This window comes from Streptomyces sp. NPDC046203 (genome assembly GCF_040646255.1).
GTDB lineage: Bacteria > Actinomycetota > Actinomycetes > Streptomycetales > Streptomycetaceae > Streptomyces.
Genome location: NZ_JBEYZX010000031.1, coordinates 17,338 through 34,865, shown reverse-complemented (window position 1 = coordinate 34,865; position 17,528 = coordinate 17,338). Strand labels below are relative to the sequence as shown.

At 72.2% G+C, this 17,528-nt stretch carries 13 protein-coding genes; 3 read left to right on the top strand and 10 right to left on the bottom strand.

Annotated elements, in window-relative coordinates; translation table 11 throughout:
- Nucleotides 1-62: 62 nt before the first annotated feature.
- On the bottom strand, nt 63-3,101 hold the full coding sequence (locus tag ABZ990_RS21395) for an NACHT domain-containing protein (RefSeq protein WP_361233689.1): 3,039 nt from the start codon (nt 3,099-3,101) through the stop codon (nt 63-65).
- Between the two features lie 560 nt (nt 3,102-3,661).
- Between ABZ990_RS21395 and ABZ990_RS21390 the strand changes: the two genes are divergently transcribed.
- A complete protein-coding gene (locus tag ABZ990_RS21390) occupies nt 3,662-4,336 on the top strand; it encodes a M23 family metallopeptidase (RefSeq protein ID WP_361233686.1) in 675 nt (224 codons plus the stop codon).
- Nucleotides 4,337-4,424: 88 nt separating this feature from the next.
- On the opposite strand, the gene ABZ990_RS21385 is transcribed toward ABZ990_RS21390, so the two are convergent.
- On the bottom strand, nt 4,425-4,991 hold the full coding sequence (locus ABZ990_RS21385; RefSeq protein WP_361233684.1) for a helix-turn-helix domain-containing protein: 567 nt from the start codon (nt 4,989-4,991) through the stop codon (nt 4,425-4,427).
- 108 nt (nt 4,992-5,099) lie between these two features.
- Here ABZ990_RS21385 and ABZ990_RS21380 point away from each other — a divergent pair, with 108 nt between their 5' ends.
- Complete coding sequence (locus tag ABZ990_RS21380; RefSeq protein ID WP_361233681.1) at nt 5,100-6,806, top strand: MDR family MFS transporter; 1,707 nt, start codon at nt 5,100-5,102, stop codon at nt 6,804-6,806.
- A 127-nt stretch (nt 6,807-6,933) separates the two neighbouring features.
- On the opposite strand, the gene ABZ990_RS21375 is transcribed toward ABZ990_RS21380, so the two are convergent.
- The 6 genes from ABZ990_RS21375 to ABZ990_RS21350 all read right to left on the bottom strand — a co-directional run bounded on the left by ABZ990_RS21375 (nt 6,934) and on the right by ABZ990_RS21350 (nt 12,973).
- Nucleotides 6,934-8,580: a HAMP domain-containing sensor histidine kinase gene (locus ABZ990_RS21375; RefSeq protein ID WP_361233678.1), complete on the bottom strand. Its 1,647-nt coding sequence runs from the start codon at nt 8,578-8,580 to the stop codon at nt 6,934-6,936.
- 8 nt (nt 8,581-8,588) lie between these two features.
- Nucleotides 8,589-9,317 (bottom strand): two-component system response regulator CseB, encoded by a 729-nt coding sequence (gene cseB / locus ABZ990_RS21370; protein ID WP_361233675.1) that lies wholly within the window; start codon nt 9,315-9,317, stop codon nt 8,589-8,591.
- An 87-nt stretch (nt 9,318-9,404) separates the two neighbouring features.
- Nucleotides 9,405-10,103 (bottom strand): hypothetical protein, encoded by a 699-nt coding sequence (locus ABZ990_RS21365; RefSeq protein WP_361233672.1) that lies wholly within the window; start codon nt 10,101-10,103, stop codon nt 9,405-9,407.
- The gene (locus tag ABZ990_RS21360; protein WP_361233669.1) at nt 10,091-10,774 is read right to left on the bottom strand and encodes a SigE family RNA polymerase sigma factor; all 684 of its coding nucleotides are present in this window, start codon (nt 10,772-10,774) and stop codon (nt 10,091-10,093) included. The genes ABZ990_RS21365 and ABZ990_RS21360 overlap by 13 nt, the downstream gene beginning before the upstream one ends.
- A 474-nt stretch (nt 10,775-11,248) precedes the next feature.
- On the bottom strand, nt 11,249-12,277 hold the full coding sequence (locus tag ABZ990_RS21355) for an A/G-specific adenine glycosylase (protein ID WP_361233666.1): 1,029 nt from the start codon (nt 12,275-12,277) through the stop codon (nt 11,249-11,251).
- A 33-nt stretch (nt 12,278-12,310) separates the two neighbouring features.
- Nucleotides 12,311-12,973: a phosphatase PAP2 family protein gene (locus ABZ990_RS21350; protein WP_361233663.1), complete on the bottom strand. Its 663-nt coding sequence runs from the start codon at nt 12,971-12,973 to the stop codon at nt 12,311-12,313.
- A gap of 382 nt (nt 12,974-13,355) precedes the next feature.
- On the opposite strand from ABZ990_RS21350, the gene ABZ990_RS21345 reads away from it, so the two are divergent.
- Nucleotides 13,356-14,207: a hypothetical protein gene (locus ABZ990_RS21345; protein ID WP_361233660.1), complete on the top strand. Its 852-nt coding sequence runs from the start codon at nt 13,356-13,358 to the stop codon at nt 14,205-14,207.
- 243 nt (nt 14,208-14,450) lie between these two features.
- On the opposite strand, the gene disA is transcribed toward ABZ990_RS21345, so the two are convergent.
- Together disA and radA are read right to left on the bottom strand one after the other, a co-directional pair.
- Nucleotides 14,451-15,509: a DNA integrity scanning diadenylate cyclase DisA gene (disA, locus tag ABZ990_RS21340; protein WP_361233805.1), complete on the bottom strand. Its 1,059-nt coding sequence runs from the start codon at nt 15,507-15,509 to the stop codon at nt 14,451-14,453.
- 383 nt (nt 15,510-15,892) lie between these two features.
- Nucleotides 15,893-17,320 carry a DNA repair protein RadA gene (radA, locus tag ABZ990_RS21335; RefSeq protein ID WP_361233657.1) on the bottom strand — a complete coding sequence of 476 codons (1,428 nt, stop codon included), beginning with the start codon at nt 17,318-17,320 and terminating at the stop codon, nt 15,893-15,895.
- Between the last annotated feature and the right edge of the window lie 208 nt (nt 17,321-17,528).

Below are 17,528 nucleotides of genomic sequence, written 5' to 3'. Positions count from 1 at the left end.
TAAGCAGTGAGGGGTGGCCCCGGAACCGGTGACGGTTCCGGGGCCACCCCTTTGGCGTGGGATCAGAAGGTGATGACCTCGACGGTCGGGGGGAGGTGCTCGGTGCCGGTCAGCTCGGTGCTCGCTCCCAGGAGCCGCAGCCCCGGCAACCCGGCCAGGGCGGCCACATCGGCTTTCCCTCCCGAGCGGGCATAGAGATCGAGCTCCTCCAGCGCCGGGAAGATCCGTACGAGCTGATCCAGCGCTGGGAGCTCGTTGTGGATCAGGTGGATGGCCCTGACGTGGTCAAGCGTGACGCCGTCCGGGCAAAGGGTGAGGCCTTTGCTGTCGATCCAAAGGGTACGGACCCTGGTGAGGTCGGCGAGCTGGTGCCAGGCCCCGGCGTTCAGGAGGGGGGCCTTCCATAGGTTCAGCTGCTTCAGATGCTCCAGTCGCGCCAGATGCCTCAGCCCTTCCCGGGGCCAGGCCGCCGGCAGCTCCAGACTGGCGAGCGGGGCCCCCGTGGGCAGATCAGTGGCGGACCAGACGGTGGTCGCGCTGGTCTGAACGATCAGGTAGGACAGCCGGGTCAGTCCGGCCAGCGCTGCGAGCGCGGACTGTTGGCGGCGTCGTCGCAGATGGAGGGAGACCGGGTCGCAGGCGGTGAGCAGCCGGGCGAGCGATGGGTCCGAGACGCCTTCGCCGATCTCCAGGTGATCGGGGCGCAGCCCGAGCCGCAGCAGCTCGTCGGCGTGCTCGTCGCCCGGCACGAAGTACCGGAGATGGGTCGGGTCGAGCCGGGCGACGACCTCCTCGGCGTACTCCCGGGCATCGAAGCGTGACCAGGCCCAGATCAGCTGGGAACGGATGGGGAGATCGGGATGGTCCGCGAAGCGGGCCAGATAGGGGAGGGCTGCGCCGGCCACGATGTGCGAGGCGGTGATCACCGAGTTCAGTACGTCCCCTGGTTCCAGGTCGTCGGGGCCGCCCAGCAGGTGCAGCACCGCCCGCCCACCCGCTGCCAGCTCGCGGGCCTCCTCGAACGAGCGGGGCGGGATGACCTCGGCGGTGCGGGCCAGGATCTCCTCCCGTACACCCGGGGAGACCTCGGTCGCGTGGTCCAGCGCGGTCGCCGCGACGACCAGGACCCGTAGCTGGGTGGCGCGGTCGTCTGCGGAGTCCGCGACCTCCAGCAGTTCGCGCAGCAGCTCGTCGCACTCGCGCGGGCGCGCATGCCCTACCGCCATGCGGATGACGTCCTCCCACTGATCATCGGCCGCGTGGCCGACAAGCAGCCCGATGTCCCAGCGCTCCACCAGGTGCTTCGCCGCGAGGAAGTCCTGGAAGGTGCGGTGGACGAACTCCACCGTCTCCGTCGTGGGCTCGCGGAGCAGGCCGCTGCGGTGGAGGAGGTGGGTGAAGACCGTCTCCGGGTTCCCGCAGGCGTGGGCCTCCGGGATGGAGGGGACGGCCTCGGCGACGATCGTCATCGCCCGCTCGCGGTCGATCTGGGTGCGGCCGTTCACCGTGAGCCAGTAGGCGAGGCGCTGGATCAGCCGGATCTGCGAGTCCTCGGACAGATGGACGCCGGTGGGTGACCCCATGTCCCGCTCGCGGTCGCGCCGCTCAAGCAGCATCGAGAGGGCGGCCTCGTAGAGGGCCTTGCGGCCACGGGGGAGGAAACCCCGGCGGTCGCGGTGAAGAGCGCAGATGAGACCGCACATGAGGGGATTGGTGGCGAGCAGGCCGACGTCCTCGTTGGCGCGCAGGGCGTCGAGGAGGGGCTGCTCGTACGAGGCGGCATCCGGGCCGGCCGCGCGGTGCCAGCGCCGGACGAAGGTGGCGACCTCGGCGCGGGTCATGGGGGAGAGGGTGAGTTCGGTGAAGCCGTCGGGGGTCAGCCAGTCGTCCCGTACGGCGGTGGGGCGCGAGGTGACCAGCCAGCGGTTGCCGTCGTCGTAGGCGGCGAGCAGATCGCGCAGCCAGGTGCGGGCCCGGCCGCGTTCGGCCTCGGGGATCTCGTCGATGCCGTCGACGAGGACAAGGCCGCGTCCGGCGGCGAGGACCCGGTCGACCCAGCCTTCGGGCGCGGACAAGGGGGAGCCGGCGGCGGAGAGGAAGTCGGCGGCGGCGGGCAGTCGCTCTCCGTGACGGGTGAGGGTACGCAGCGGGAGGACGAAGGGGATACGGCCCCGGAGATACGTCATGCCCTCCACCGGCTCCTCGGCCGCCGCCGCGAGGGTGAGCCACTGGCTGAGCGTGGTCTTGCCGGAGCCCGCCTGGCCGCGCAGCAGGATCCGGTCGTGCCGGGCGAGGGCGTGGTCGGCGCGCAGGGAGCGTACGGCGGGGTGGACGGCGCTCCGGAGATCGAAACCCTCGCCCGCCCGGGGCTCGGCCTCCGCCTCACCACTCCCCGTCGCCTCCAGTGACAGATACGCCATGTCCAGCGGCCACTCGGCCTCCGACCGGTACAGGTCGATGCCGTAGATGGTGAGCCGGCCGTGCTTCGCGGCCAGGTGCTTCAGATAGCGGCGCTCGAAGGCGGCGTCCCGGACGTCCGGGTGCGGGAGGCGGTCCAGGACGGCGTCGGTCCTGGCGGCGAGGGCGGCCTGGGCGCGGGTCTGCTCGACCAGGGTGCGGGCGACGAAGCCGGGACGCTGGGTGAAGAACTCCAGGATGTGGCGGCAGGCGGCCCCGGTGACCGCGTCCAGGAAGAGGACCGAGGAGTCGGCGAGCCCGTCCGGGGCCGGGGCGGCGGCGCGCAGCCGGGCCGCGAGGGCGTCGGCGCCGAGGTGGACGGCCTGGACGTCGTCCATGTCGAGGTCGCCGAGGGAGAGCAGGGTGGCCGCGAGGGCCTCGGCGATGGCCCCGGTCTCGTCGGCGGGGAACGGCCGCTCGCCGGGACCGGCCGCCGCCCGTTCGACCAGGGTGACGGCGAGCTTCCGTACGTCCTTCTCGGTCAGCGTGCGCTTCTCGCCGCGGAAGGTGACGAGCCCCGAGAGCCGGATGCCGCGCGCGGAGCCCGGGAGACCGGCCCCGGGGACGCTGCTGACCAGCAGTTTCTTCACGAGTGGGCCGATCGCGGTGGAGGCGAGGCGGCTGCCGACGACTGCTGGATCCATCTGTCTTCCCCCTACCGGTCCCGTGCTCCCCACGGACCTCCCCAGGAACCTCCCCGAGAGCCGTCAGCGTAGTCCCGGGGGAGCCCCGGGGAAGTCCAGGACGCGTTTTCCCGAGGCATTTCGAGTGACCCAGGTCGCATAAGCCGGGTGACCCAGGTCGCATTCACAGCAGGGCCATCGTGACAAGCGGCACAGCGTTTTCGGAGGGTACTAAGGGAAATAGTGCTGCCTTTTATGGCTGATTCAGGACATTGACGGGCGAAGGGGAGGGTGGGGAATCGCAAGCGGAGCGCGGGGCGGGCGGAGCCGGGGCCCGGGCTGGGCGGCAGGGCCCTGACGTGCGGATAAGTGCGGGCGCGAGGCGCCTTGATCGCCGGTTTTCCGGGGTATTTCAGGGGGTCGTCAAGGGCTGGACTTCAGGGGAGATCATTACGACCGCATGTCGTAGATAGGGCGTTTTGGGTTGGTTGGGGAGTCGGGTTACCAAGGATGAGCAAGCCCGGCGCCGAGCGCTCACCGCATTCGCGTCGGGATCCCGTTCCACCGGAGGTTTTCCCCGTATGTCGAAGCGCGTCACGAAGCCCAGCATCCGCACCACCGCCGTCGCCCTTGCCGCCGCCGGCCTGGGAGCGTCGCTGGTGGCCGGTGCCGGCTCCGCGTTCGCCGCCGAGCACACGGCTGCCGTCGGCAGTCCCGTGAACGTCACCGCGTCCGCCGCCGTCGCCAAGCAGGCCGACGTCCAGGCTCAGGTCGCCGCTCAGGTCAAGGCCGCCGTCTCCAACGCGAAGGTCAAGACCGTCGCCGCCGAGAAGTCCGCTGCCTGGGTCAAGCCGGTCAGCTCCTACACCCTGTCCGCCTCGTACAACCAGGGCGGCGCCATGTGGGCCAGCAAGCACTCCGGCCAGGACTTCGCCGTCCCGGTCGGCACCCCGGTCAAGTCCGTCGGCGAGGGCACGGTCGTCAAGGCCGGTCCGAACGGTGGCGGCGACGGCCCCGCGTACGGCAACGCCATTGTCGTGAAGCACGCGGGCGGTACGTACTCGCAGTACGCCCACCTCTCGAAGATCCAGGTCACCGTCGGCCAGAAGGTCTCCGCCGGTCAGCAGATCGCCCTCTCGGGCAACACCGGCAACTCCTCCGGCCCGCACCTGCACTTCGAGATCCGCACCACCCCGAACTACGGTTCCGCCGTCAACCCGGCTGCCTTCCTGCGCACCCACGGCGTCACCATTTGATGTGCCCCTGGGCACCTCTGACACACCTCTGACCGAGCGCCCGAGCTTGAGCCACCACACCCCCTCGGGGTAACCCCCGAGGGACGGCTCAGCGGCCCTTCTGGGCCTGTTCGATCAGATCGAGGGCGACCTCGAGGACGGCTTCCCGCTTGTCCTCGGGGTCGCCCTCGAAGTGGTTGTGCAGGAAAAACGTGCCGGCGTGCAGCGTGAAGAGCGCGCTGACACAGCGGACCTTGTCCGTCATCGGCGAGTCCGGGTCCTGGAGCAGATCGTTCAGAGCGAGCATGCGCTCCTTGAAGGTCAGCCCGACACTGAGTTCCCGTACGGCCGCCTGGTTGTCCTGCATGAAGCGGAACAGGGGGGCGGCGGCGAGGAGCGCGGCCTGGTAGCGGCGCAGCACCTCCCGCTTGGTCTCCAGAGTGTGCGGCTGCTCGCGGGCCCAGGCGATCAGCTCGTCCATGGGGCGCGTGAGGTCCTGGAAGATCCCGACGAGGATGTCTTCCTTGGTCTTGAAGTGGTAGTAGAGGGCCGCCTTGGTGACGTCCAGGCGCTCGGCGATCTCGCGCAGCGAGGTCTTCTCGTACCCCTGCTCGGCGAAGAGCTCGAGGGCCACGTTCTGGATGCGCTGGCGGGTGTTGCCTCGTGCCTGGGCCATGCTCTCTCGCTCCCACGAAACTTACTTGACGACCGGCTAGTTACAGGTCACTATTTTCGCCAGTGTAGTAACTAGCCGGGCGGCAAGTAAGGAAGCGACGTGGGGGACATGGCCGACACGACGAAAAAACAGCGGGACAAGCGGGGTCCGACAGGGGCGAAGGCAGCGGCGGCAGCGGTGGAGATACCGGTGGACGCGTCGGCGGAAACGCCGGCTGAGGCGACGGCCGGGGGGAAGGCGGAGCCGCAGCCGCGCAGTGTCCGCGTCGTCCTGCTCGCCCTCATGATCGCGATGCTGCTCGCGATGCTGGACAACATGATCATCGGCACGGCCATGCCGACGATCGTCGGTGAGCTCGGCGGCCTGGAGCACCTCTCCTGGGTCGTCACCGCCTACACCCTGGCCACCGCCGCCTCCACCCCCATCTGGGGCAAGCTCGGCGACATGTTCGGACGCAAGAGCGTCTTCCTGACCTCGATCGTCATCTTCCTGATCGGCTCCGCGCTCAGCGGCATGGCCCAGGACATGGGCCAGCTCATCGGCTTCCGTGCCGTCCAGGGCCTGGGCGCCGGCGGTCTCATGGTCGGTGTGATGGCGATCATCGGCGACCTGATCCCGCCCCGCGAGCGCGGCAAGTACCAGGGCATGATGGCCGGCATCATGGCGCTCGCCATGATCGGCGGACCGCTGGTCGGCGGCACCATCACCGACCACTGGGGCTGGCGCTGGTCCTTCTACATCAACCTGCCGCTCGGCGCCGTCGCCCTCGTGATGCTGACCGTCGTGCTCCACCTGCCGAAGAAGGACCGCGCGCCCGGCACCCGGATCGACTTCCTCGGCGCCGCGCTGCTGACCGTCGGCATCACCGCGATCGTGCTGGTCACCACCTGGGGCGGCACCGAGTACGCGTGGGGCTCGGCCACCATCATCGGCCTCGCGGTCGGCGGCACGCTGTCGCTCGTGGCGTTCGTCTTCACGGAGCGGTACGCGGCCGACCCGCTCATGCCGCTGCACATCTTCCGCAGCCGCAACTTCAGCCTCATGTCGGCGATCGGCTTCCTCACCGGCTTCGTGATGTTCGGCGCGGTGCTCTTCCTGCCGCTGTACCAGCAGTCCGTCCAGGGCGCCTCCGCGACCAACTCCGGCCTGCTGCTCCTGCCGATGCTGCTGTCGATGATGGTCGTCTCGATGATCGCCGGCCGCGTCACCACCAGCAGCGGCAAGTACAAGATCTTTCCGATCATCGGCGGCGCGTTCATGGTCGTCGGCCTGTTCCTGCTGTCCACCATGGACATCCACACGACGCGCTTCACCTCCGGCGTGTACATGGCGGTGCTCGGCGCCGGCATGGGCTTCCTGATGCAGATCACGATGCTCGTCGCGCAGAACAGCGTCGAGATGAAGGACATGGGCGTCGCCTCCTCGTCGACCACCCTGTTCCGCACCCTCGGCTCGTCCTTCGGTGTCGCGATCATGGGCGCCCTGTTCAACCACCAGGTCAACCACGAGATGGCGGCCCGCGGCGGCGCCGACCTGACCGCCCGGTCGGCGCAGCTCGACGCGGCGAGCCTGGCCAAGCTGCCGGCCGCGCTGCGTGAGGCGTACCAGTACGCGGTCTCCGCCGGTACGCACTCCGCGTTCCTCGTCTCCTCGGCCGTCGCCGTCCTCGGCTTCGTCCTCGCCTTCTTCGTCAAGGAGGTCGCGCTGCGCGGGACCGGCCTCGCGAAGAAGGACGAGGAGAAGGGTGAAGGGAAGAACGGAGGGGCGGACGCTGTGGTGGCGGACGCCGCGCCGAAGCTCACCGAAGCGGTCTGAGCACCCTCACCCGTACGGATACGGGGTACGGGGTTACGGGGACGGCCCCCGGTGTCGCACACGCGCGACGCCGGGGGCCGTTTCCGTACCCGTCCCCTTACGCGCAGACGGGTCGGATGCCGCGTGCTCAGTCCCGCAGGCGCAGCACGGGGAAGCTGCCCGTGGTCGTCGGCGCGTGCTCCGGCAGCCACAGCACCGCGATCGCGCCGCCCGTCCCCTCGGGCGAGCCCTCGGGCGCGGCGTTACGGAAGGTGAGCCGGGCGCCGAGCACCCGGGCCTGGCCGGTCGCGATCGTCAGACCCAGGCCGTGGCCCTTGCCCGCGCGGTCGGCGCTGCCCGTACGGAAGCGGCTCGGGCCCTCCCGCAGCAGCGCCTCCGGGAAACCGGGGCCGTGGTCGCGGACCCGGACCACCCGGCCCTCGACGGTGACCTCCACCGGCCGCGCCTCCGCACCCGTACCCGAGCCCGTACCCGCATCGGGACCTGCGCCGGCACCGGACGCCGCTCCGCCGGCCCCCGCGCCCTTGCCGTGCCGGGCCGCGTTCGCGAGCAGGTTGCCGAGGATCCGCTCCAGGCGCCGAGGATCGGTGCTGACCCAGGACTCGTGCACCACCCGGATCACCGCGTCCGGGGCGAAGACCCGCACGCGCCGCTCCACGAACTCGCCGAGCGCGATCTCCTGGAGTTCCGCCCGCTCCGACGCGCCGTCGAGCCGGGCCACCTCCAGGACGTCCTCGACCAGGGTCCGCATGGCCTGCGCCCGGTCCCGTACGAGCTCGGTCGGCCGCCCCGGCGGCAGCAGCTCGGCCGCCGTGAGCAGCCCGGTCACCGGGGTCCGCAGTTCGTGCGCGATGTCGGCGGTGACCCGGCGCTCGGCCTCGATGCGCTCGTTCAGGGCGTCGGTGAGCGCGTCGATGGCCCGCGCCAGCTCGTCCGTCTCGTCCCGTACGACACCGCCGATGGCATCGCGGACCCGCAGGTCCGTATTGCCCTGGGCGACCCGGCCGGCCGCCGCGGCCGCCTTGCGCAGCCGGCGCGACAGCTGGCCGCCGATGAGCACACCGAGCGCGCAGCCGCCGAAGACCACCGACACCGAGCCGATGATCAGCGCCCGGTCCAGGTCCTTCATGATCGTGGCGCCCCGGTCGGCGAAGGGCACGTGCAGCGACAGGACGTCGCCGTTGGCGAGCGGTACGGCCGCCCAGACGTCCGGCGGCCCGCCGCCGCGATGCTCCTGTACGTAGGTGCCGCGGCGCCGGTCGTGCATCAGCTGGTCGAGCTGGGTGGGCAGCGCCGGGTCGTTGATCTTGGTGCCGAAGCGCGGTTCCTTCGGCTTCGACGTCTCGTACACGCGCTGGGCGAAGAGCAGCCGCCACATCTGCACGTCACGGGCGTTGTCGAGCATGGAGACCCGGGCCGCGTTGTGGACGACGAGGCTCAGCGTGACCGCGACGAGCGCGCCGACGGCCGCGATGGCGACGGCGATCTTCCAGCGGACACCCGTGCGCAGCGCGCGCCCCTTCTCCTGGTCGCCGCCGGGGCGGCCGGGGGCGTCGGGTTTGGCGGGCTTGCCGGACGGAGCGGACCCGCTTGTCGTACCGGAGGCACCGGAGGCACCGGACGTATCGGAGGCACCGGACGTACCGGACACACCGGAGGCGCCCGCCGTGAGGCCCCGCAACCGCTCCGCACCCCGGCGCAAGCCCCGGTTCACGCGCCGCTCCGTACCCTGCCCCGTGCCCCGCTCCGCGCCCTGCTCCGTGCTCCGTTCCATGCCCCGGTTCACGCCCTGAGCTTGTAGCCGAAGCCGCGGACCGTCTCGATCCGGTCCTGGCCGATCTTGGTGCGCAGTCGCTGCACATGCACGTCCACGACCCGGGTGTCGCCGCCCCACCCGTAGTCCCAGACTCGTTCCAGGAGCTTGTCCCGCGACAGCACCGTGCCCGGCGCGGCCCCGAACTCCAGCAGCAGCCGCATCTCCGTCGGGGTCAGCGCGACCGGCGTACCGGACCGGCGCACCTCCATGCCCTCGGTGTCGACCTCCAGGTCGCCGCCGCCGAAGACGAGCACCCCGCCCGCCGCCGCGCCCGCGCGTCCGCCGCCGTCCGTACCGCCGCTTGTGCCGCCGCCCGGGCCGCTCGCGTGCCCGAAACGGCGCAGGACCGCGCGGATCCGGGCCATCAGCACCGAGCCGTCGAACGGCTTGGTGACGTAGTCGTCCGCACCGGCCTCCAGCCCCAGGACGACGTCGATGGAGTCGGCCCGCGCCGACAGCATGATCACCGGCACGGTCGACTCGTCCCGGATCCGCCGGCACAGGCTGACCCCGTCCATCCCGGGCAGCATCACGTCGAGCAGCGCGATGTCGGGGCGGCGCGCCCGGAAGGCGTCGAGCCCGGACAGGCCGTCGGGCATGGCCGTCACCACGAAGCCGTCCCGCTCCAGGGCGAGCTGGGTCGCCTCGCGGATGACGTCGTCGTCCTCGACGAACAGGACATGGGTCTCGGCCATGGGGATGCCTTCCGTCCTTTCTCGGAATCGGAATTCGGGAGGGGGCTGGGGAGGGGGCGTGCGATGGGGCGTGCGGGCGGCCGCGGATCAGTCCGGGGGCGGGCTCGGCGCCGGCTCGGCCGGCTCCATCCCGCCTTCGCCGACGGCCTTGCTGTAGTCGTTGTGCACCCAGTCGTGCTGGTTGAACTTGTTGCCCGACCAGCGGTACGTGATCACGTCCTCGCCCGAGGGATACGCGACCGAGTCCCCCTTGGCGTACACCTGCCGGGTGACGATCAGATCGCCCCGGTCGATGGTGCCGTACACCGCCCCCGTCTCCTCGATGAAGACGTTCGTGTACGAGTCGTCGTTCTCCCGCCGGTACACGTACGTCCCTATGCCGACCGCGTCCCCGCAGGTCATCACGTTGACGACTATGTCCGGGTCGCCGGAGTTGGTGAGGTGCCCGTACGAGGTGTCCACCGGGTAGGCGTCCCCCGCGCACGGCTTGAGGTCTTCCTTCACCTGCTTGCCGATCTTCGGGTCGGCCTTGAGCAGGGCGATCGGGTCGACCCGCCGGGCGTTCTGGCCGCCGTCGGGGTTCTGGCCGGCCGGGGCGGTCGGGGACGCGGGGACCGGGGCGTGCGAGGAGCCCCCGCCGGTGTGGGCCGCGCCCTCGTCGCGCGAGCCGGTGCCGCCGGTCGAGCAGCCGGCGACGAGTACACCGATGGCGGCGAGCCCGGCCATCGCCGTGATGCTCGCCGCCCGATATCCGGCCTTGTTCGCCGTGGCTCTCAGGCCGCGCACCGCTCCCGCTCCCGCTTGTCGTCTCCGCCGTGTACGGCCTGTCCGCTGTATCCGTTGCGCCCGCTGTGTCCGCCGTGCCCGCCGTGTACGGCCGGTCCGCCGCGTACGGCGGCCGTGGTCCGCCCCAGCACGCTCGCGGCCAGAGCCCGGGTGTCGCCGTCGGCGGCCCGGTTCTCCAGTTCCTGGCGCAGCCGGGCCAGCGCGCGGTGGAGCGTGCTCTTCACGGTACCGGTCGACATGCCGAGGGCGGCAGCCGTCTCCTCGGTGCTCATCTGCTCCCAGTGGCGCAGGACGACGACACTGCGCTGCTTGGGGGCGAGCACCCGCAGGATGTCCATCAGGAGGGCCCGGTCGGCGTGCTGCTCGGTGGCGTCCTCGACGCGCGCGTCGGGCAGCTCCTCGGTGGGGACTTCCTCCAGCTTGCGGGCCCGCCACCACTCGGTCCGGGTGTTGATCATGACGCGGCGGAGGTACGCGTCGGCCAGCGACTTGTCGGCGATGCCGTCCCAGCGGCCGAAGGTACGGGCCAGCGCGGTCTGGAGCAGGTCCTGGGCGTCGACGGGGTCGGGTACGAGCCGGCGGGCGCTGCGCAGGAGCGCGTCCTGCCGTGTGCGCACGTACTCCTCGAAATCGAGCACCTTGCCGCCGCCGAGCCCCTCGCCGTGTGCCATCCGAACCGCCTCCGATCCCCGTGACCTGCCCTGTTCGCCCCGGTTTCCGGGTACATGCAAAACGCTACGGAACGGTTGTCACGGGGGTGTGCGGGGCAGCCGTCGGCGGGCGCACGGCTGCCCATCGGTTGTGTAACAGCGGATCGCGCGGTTCCGGATGGGGGCGGCGAGCGGTGGCGGCACGGGGCCGCGGGGACGGTGGGGACGGTGGGGGAGTGGCGCGACGCGCGGGACGGCGGGGCGGGCCGTCGGCGGGACCGCGATGGGGCGGCGGTGGGGCGGCGGGAATGGGACGCGCGCGCCCCCGGCCCGGGGTGCGGGGCGGGGGCGCTGGGTGCAGGGGGAGGCGGGGGCGCGCGGGGCCGGACGGCCAGGGAGCCCGGGCCCGAGGCCGGGCCGTGCCCTCAGGACACGAGCCCCAGGCCCCAGGGAACCAGCAGCCTCAGGTCGGCCGGTCTCAGGAAACGGCCGCTCTCAGGACAGCGGCAGCCGGTACCGGCCGCCCTCCAGCGGCTCGACCAGCCCGTCGGCGACCAGCCCGTCGAGGGCCCGGGTCCGCTGCATCGGCTCGTCCCAGACCGCGTCCAGTGCCGCCTGCGACACCGGGTCCGTGGACTCCCGCAGAACGGCGAGCAGCTTGCCCCGGACCTGGCGGTCGGTGCCCGCGTACGTCTGGCCCCGGCGCGGCGGCCCGTCGTGGGCCGGCTTGCCCGAGAGCCGCCAGACGCACTGGTCGGCGAGCGGGCAGCGCCCGCAGTCCTCGTTCTTCGCCGTGCACACCAGCGCGCCGAGCTCCATGGAGGCGGCCGCCCAGCGGGCCGCCGTCGCCTCGTCCTCGGGCAGCAGCGCCCGGGCGAGGCGCCGCTCGGCGGCCGTGGTGGCGTTCGGCGGGTACTGCACACCGGTCGCCGCCCGCGCGAACACCCGGCGCACGTTCGTGTCGAGCACCGGGTGGCGCTGCCCGTACGCGAAGGAGGCCACCGCCGCGGCCGTGTACTCCCCGATCCCGGGGAGCGCGATCAGCCGGCCGTGATCGCGCGGTACGTCGCCGCCGTGCCGTTCCGTTATCGCCACGGCCGCCGCGTGCAGCCGCAGCGCCCGGCGCGGATAGCCGAGCCGGCCCCAGGCGCGGACGGCCTCGCCGGGCGCCTCGGCGGCCAGGTCGGCGGGGCGCGGCCAGCGCGCCAGCCACTGCTCGTACACCGGCAGGACCCGGACGACCGGGGTCTGCTGGAGCATGAACTCGCTGACCATCACGCCCCACGCCCCCGCCTCGGGGCGGCGCCACGGCAGGTCGCGGGCGTTCCGGTCGAACCAGGCGAGGACGGGCCTGTGCAGCGCGGCCGGGACCTGCGGCGCGGCGCCGTCGGGAACGGCCGTGCCGGCGGCGCGGCGGGCTTCGGCGTCACGGGCGCCGGCGACGGCCGAGGCCGCGCCGGCGTCCCGGGCGCGGGCGGAGGAGTCGGGGAAGGAGCCGGGGGTGGGGGCGTCGTAGGAAGTCATGGCACTCCCGATCCTGACATGTTCCCGCGCGGATCAGTACGCGCCGTGGCGCGCGCGCCCGGGGCGCGCGGAGGCGCGGCCGCGCGGACCGCGGCCCACGCACCACACCGCCGCGCTGCTCCGACTGGACCGCGCGGAGTCGACCAGCGAGACCACCGGACGGCGCGCCGCCTTCATGACGACGAGCGCGACGAGGGCGCCGGTCAGCAGGCCGACCGTGACGTCGTGCGGGTAGTGGACACCGACGAAGACCCGGGAGAACGCCATCAGCAGCGCCATGGGCGCGGTCAGCCAGACGATGCCGCGCCAGGACAGCGCGAGCGCGAGGGCGGCGGCACCCGCGATGGCGGAGTGGTTGCTGGGGAAGGACCAGTCGCCCAGGGTCGGGCAGTCGACGAGGGGACTCGGTGCCCCGGCCACCGCACGGCACGGACGGTCCTCGTCGACCAGCGACTTCAGGCCCTCGCTCACGACGTAACCGAAGGCCGTCGCGAGCGGGGCGAGCAGCGCGAGCGCCATCGCGTCGCTCGAACCGCGGCGCATCCGCCACCAGCCGGCCACGAACAGCACGCCGAAGAGCAGCAGACCCAGCTCGGTCCACACCTCCGCCAGCTTCTGGAACCAGTGGGGGGTGGAATGCGCGAAGTCCAGTATGTCGAGATAAAGGCGCTCGGAGAGATCGAGGAGGTTGTCCATGGTGGTCGACGTTAACCGGCTTGTGGAGGTGCTCGCTCCGGCCGGAGGACGACAGGGCTCCCCGACGAAAGTAGGGGGTGGCGGCCCGGCGGGCGGGAAACGCCCGGCGTACGCGTGCTGAAGTCGCCCTGAATCCCGGCTGAACCGGATCGGAACGTGATCGGAACGCGCCCTGAATCGACCGTGGACCGGTGCGGGGCCGGGCCGTGAATCCACGCCGGGCCGGACCGTGGACCGGCGCGGGGAACGCCCCCCTGGGAGCGCCACCGGAGCACCCTCCGCGAGGTTCCCGGTCCGGGCGGATGTGATCATCGGCAAAACTTCGCACTTGGGGCGGCATGGAGGGCGGGAGTTGGGCACGATCTCTCGTAAGGTTCGTGACGTGGGATCTCTGCGCAATCCGGTCGGGCCGCTTCCCTCCTCCATCTACTGGCGCAGGAGGGCCGTGGCGCTGTGCCTGGTCGCCCTTCTCGCGCTGCTCGGCCTATGGGCCGTCACTTCCGGTGGCGGCGGGGGGAAGAAGACCGACGACAAGGCCAACGGTGCTTCCCCCGCACCGGCGATCACCCCCGGCCCCTCCGGCACCGGCCCGGCGATCAGTCAACAGCCGGGCGGCCGTGACGAGTCGGACGACGACACGGGCGGCGACGGCGGTACGGGCGGCGGCTCCGGCAAGGACGGCTCCGGTACGGGCTCCGGCGCCGACGGCAAGGGCGCGGGCTCCGGTGGCGGCTCCGGCGACGCGGGCGGCAAGAACGGCGACACGGATGGCGCCGGCGGCGACGGTGGTGCCGGTACGGGCGCGGGCCAGCGGGTTCCGGCCGGTTCCTCGCTGCCGAACTGCGGCCCAGGCTCCCTCCAGTTGACGCTCGGCCGCGACAAGAACGCCTACGCCCCCGGCGAGAAGCCCCGCTTCAAGCTGCTCGTCAAGAACACGGGCGGGGCCGACTGCAAGGCGGATCTCGGCCCGAAGAACGCGGTGTTGACGGTCCGTGACACCACGGGCGTGCTGTGGTCCTCGAAGGACTGCCCCAGCGTCGCGACCCCGCTCTACTTCAAGGTCCCGGCCCACTCCACGATCACCCACACCGTGGAGTGGGACCGCCACCGCAGCGCCCCGCAGTGCGCGACCGCCGAGAAGCGCGGCGAGGTCGCCCCGGGCACCTACCTGGTGGAGGCCGCGGTACCGGACGCGAAGGTGACGCCGGTGTCGTTCCAGCTCACGAAGGACTGACGCGGCGCGGCAGGCGCGGCACGGCATGGCGCGAGGCCCCGGGGACCAGGACGGTCCCCGGGGCCTCGCCCGTACTGTCACCACCCGTGAACCCGCACGCACCGCACGAGCCGGCAATCGGTGGTGTGAAGGCGACCCGAGGGCGCCCCGGCCACGCATATGCCAGAAGGGGCGGTCAGGACGTTGAACGCCCCGACCGCCCCTCCGGGCATATGCGTGTGCTCGCATGCGCGGACGATACGACTAGACGTACCGCTCCAGGATCGACGACTCCGCCAGCCGCGACAGCCCCTCGCGCACGCTGCGCGCCCGGGCCTCGCCGACGCCGTCCACGGTCTGGAGGTCGTCCACGCTCGCCGCGAGCAGCTTCTGCAGCCCGCCGAAGTGCTCCACGAGCCGCTCGATGACGGCGCCCGGCAGTCGCGGCACCTTGGCGAGGAGCCGGTAACCGCGCGGGTAGACCGCCGAGTCCAGCGTCTCGGGCGAACCGCTGTAGCCCAGGGCCCGGGCCACGTTCGGCAGTTCGAGCAGCTCGGCGTGGGTCAGCGCGTCCAGCTCGGTCAGCGCCTCGGCGACCGTGCGGGAGCGCTTCGCCGACGGCTCGGGCACGTAGTCGCGGACGACGAGCTCGCGCTCCGGCTCCACACCCGCGATCAACTCGTCGAGCTGGAGCGACAGAAGCCGTCCGTCGGTGCCCAGCTCCACCACGTACTCGGCGATCTCGGTGGCGATCCGGCGCACCATCTCCAGACGCTGGCACACGGCCGTCACGTCCCGGACGGTCACCAGGTCCTCGATCTCCAGGGCGGACAGCGTGCCCGCGACCTCGTCCAGGCGCAGCTTGTACCGCTCCAGCGTCGCGAGGGCCTGGTTCGCGCGGGACAGGATCGCGCCCGACTCCTCCAGGACCCGGCGCTCGCCGTTCACGTACAGGGCGATCAGCCGCATCGACTGCGAGACGGAGACGACGGGGAATCCGCACTGCTTGGAGACCCGGTCCGCCGTACGGTGCCGGGTGCCGGTCTCCTCGGTCGGGATCGACGCGTCCGGGACCAGCTGCACACCGGCCCGCAGGATCTTGCTGATGTCCTTGTCGAGGACGATCGCCCCGTCGAGCTTGCACAGCTCGCGCAGCCGCGTCGCCGCGAACTCGACGTCGATGACGAATCCGCCGGTGCACATCGACTCGACGGTCTTGTCCATGCCGAGGACGATCAGACCGCCCGTGTTGCCGCGCAGAATGCGTTCGAGCCCGTCGCGCAGGGCGGTGCCGGGGGCGACGGCGCTGAGCGACGCACGCATCAGCGCCTCGTTGTCCTTGGCTGCCACTGAACTCCTCCGGCTCGTACGGATGGGCGAGACCAGGGCAAAGTCTAGCGACACCACCCCGTCGGCCTCCGCCGCGCGCCGGGAGGCCCCGCCCTTCGGCGGCGCTCGTCGCGCCGCCTTCGCTGCCCGCACGGGACCGGTCCTGCCCGCTTCCGGCACACTTCCGGCCCGTTCGGGACCGTTCCCGACCGGCTCCGGCCGCGTTTTCGGCCCCGCCCGGTCTCCGGTACCCCGGTGCGGCCTCCGCTACCCCTCCCGGGGGCCGGCTCCCCCTCGCAGGGCCTCAGGGGTTGTCCGGCGTTCCCCTGGCCCTCGCCGGGCCTCCGCAGGCGTTCCCCGCTCCCCGCTCCCCGTCCCTATCGCTTCGCGGATTCCGCCGTCTCCGTCACGTCGGAGCCACGGGCCCGGCGGCCGCCGCCGCGCGGCAGCGCCCGCAGCGCCTCGCCCATGTCCGCGACCTCGACGACCTTCATGCCGGGCGGCACCTTGCCCGGGTCCGTCGGGACCAACGCGTGCGTGAAGCCGAGCCGGTGGGCCTCCGCGAGCCGGCGCTGGACGCCTGTCACCCGCCGGACCTCGCCCGCGAGGCCCACTTCTCCGATGGCCACCAGGTTCTTCGGCAGCGGGGTGTCGCTCGCGGCCGAGGCCAGGGCGAGCGCGATGGCCAGGTCGGCGGCCGGTTCGGACAGCTTCACGCCGCCCACCGTCGCGCTGTAGATGTCGCGCTTGCCGAGCGCGCTGATCCGGCCCCGCTGCTCCAGGACCGCGAGCATCATCGACACCCGGGAGGTCTCCAGACCGGACGTCGTCCGGCGCGGCGACGGGATCTGCGAGTCCACTGTGAGCGCCTGCACCTCGGCCACCAGCGGCCTGCGGCCCTCCAGCGTGACCGTCAGACAGGTGCCGGGGACAGCGGTGTCACGGCGCGTCAGGAACAGTCCGGACGGGTCCGCGAGCCCGGTGATGCCCTCGTCGTGCAGCTCGAAACAGCCGACCTCGTCCGTCGCCCCGTACCGGTTCTTCACCCCGCGCACCAGCCGGAGGCGGGCGTGCCGGTCGCCCTCGAAGTGCAGCACCACGTCGACCAGGTGCTCCAGGAGCCGGGGACCGGCGATCGCGCCGTCCTTGGTGACATGGCCGACGAGCAGCGTGGACATGCCGCGCTCCTTCGACGCCCGGATCAGCGCCCCGGCGACTTCGCGGACCTGCGCCATGCCGCCCGGCGCGCCGTCGATCTCCGGGGAGGCCACGGTCTGCACCGAGTCGAGGACCAGCAGCGAGGGCTTCACGTCGTCGAGGTGGGCGAGGACCGCCGACAGGTCCGTCTCCGCCGCCAGGTACAGGTGATCGCTCAGGGCGTGGATCCGGTCGGCGCGCAGTCGCACCTGGCTCGCGGACTCCTCGCCCGTCACATAGAGCGTGCGGTGCTGGTCGCTCGCGGCCTTGGCGGCGACGTCGAGAAGGAGCGTCGACTTGCCGACGCCCGGCTCGCCCGCGATCAGGACGACCGCGCCGGGCACCAGACCGCCGCCCAGGACCCGGTCCAGTTCGTCGACGCCGGTGCTGCGGGCCGTCGCCTGCCGCCCGTCGACCTGGCCGATCGGCAGCGCGGCCGTCGACACCCGGCCCGCGGCCGTGGTCCGTACGGCGGGCGTGCCGTATTCCTCGACCGTGCCCCAGGCCTGGCATTCGGGGCAGCGGCCGAGCCACTTGGCGGTCTGCCAGCCGCACTCGGTGCAGCGGTAGGACGGCCGGTCCTTGGCGGTTTTGGTACGAGCAGCCATGGGCGCCACCGTATAGCCCGGGTCTGACAACGGCCCCGTTCCGGGCCCCGTCCCGGCCCTTCCCCGACCCGTCTCCGGTCCTTCCTCGGCCTCTCCCCGGTCCTTCCCCGACCCGTTCCGGCCCTCGCCCCCGCCCTGTCCCGGTGCCCTCCGCACCGCCCCGGCCGGGCCGGTTGTCCCCCATCAGGTGATCGGTTCACCCGTATGG